This window comes from Streptococcus sanguinis (genome assembly GCF_020729765.1).
GTDB lineage: Bacteria > Bacillota > Bacilli > Lactobacillales > Streptococcaceae > Streptococcus > Streptococcus sanguinis_Q.
The window spans coordinates 1-1,137 of record NZ_JAJEPD010000037.1 but is presented as its reverse complement, the minus strand read 5'-3'; the positions used below and the strand labels follow the sequence as shown (position 1 = coordinate 1,137).

Genomic DNA, 1,137 nt, shown 5'->3' with positions numbered 1-1,137 from the left:
GTTTTTTTGTCTATAAGCAATATAGTTCGAAAAATACTAAAGAAGTTAGTGAGCATATATATAGTTCAGATAAAGTTGATATTACAGGGGAGTATATTTCTAATACTGGCAGTAAAGCTATAATTAGTTCCCTTGACCATAAGTGGAAAATAGACTATCAAACATCCGATGGTATGGTTTCTGGTATTTTTGAGACTAGTTGGAAAGAAGAGGAAAAGAAAAAAACATCTACTAGCAAAATGAAAAAATCTGATGGTTATGATAGTTTTAATATTACTATTGAAGTATTTGATGAGAAATCTAAACTTGTTACAGTTACTTTATCTGATGGTGATTTGAACCATGAAATGATATTTTCCAATCAAAAAGATTTTTTTAAATCAGATAATGCCAAAGACCAGGACTTAGTACTCAAGGGGAACTTATCTTCATTTGACGGTGTTTATTCCAATGACGATTTGGAACAATCAATAGCTGATTCAGGATTTACTTTATATGCTTATAAGCCTGAAGATTATTTTCAAAATCGAACCAGTGTATTCCCAAGAATTACTGGAAAAGGCAATGATTGGAATTTTTGGAGTGGCTCTTCTCATATGCAATATAAGTTGAATGAGAATAAACTGCCTAGAAAAATAGGAGATTATTATGAAGCATATTTTATTGGAGTAAACCAAATAGCTGTAGAGGGTAAAGAAATTTCAGTGTTTTTGGTTCCAGAAAATATTGAGGGACCAAATGGAGATATTAGTTCAGAAAAAAGAATAATATTTGGCCAAACAAATCAAATTAGTTTTAGAGAATATCAAGATAAGTGGTGGGAAAAATATACTACTGACTCAGTAGAGAAACAAGATTTGGACATTGAAGCCATTATGAAAGGTGATTATGCGACTTTAGCAGGTRTCTGGAAAAACGGAGAAGGTCTGGAGATAATTATAACCGCAGATGGAAAAACGAACAGAAATGAGAGTATCTCACCAAATTCGATTTCCAATTCCAAGTTTCCAACACTCAACATTCGGTCAGGAAATTCAGGAGCTATGATTGCTTTATTTAAAATAGGCTTTAGAAATCCGTATGGTGATCAATCTGATAGTAGTAGACCGAGATTAGTTTTTGGTCAGAATATCGGAA

1 protein-coding gene is annotated in these 1,137 nt (G+C 32.4%); it reads left to right on the top strand.

Annotated elements, in window-relative coordinates; genetic code table 11:
- A partial coding sequence (locus tag K4H96_RS05040; protein WP_227956392.1) for a DUF6287 domain-containing protein occupies positions 1–1,137 on the top strand: 1,137 nt, incomplete at both ends.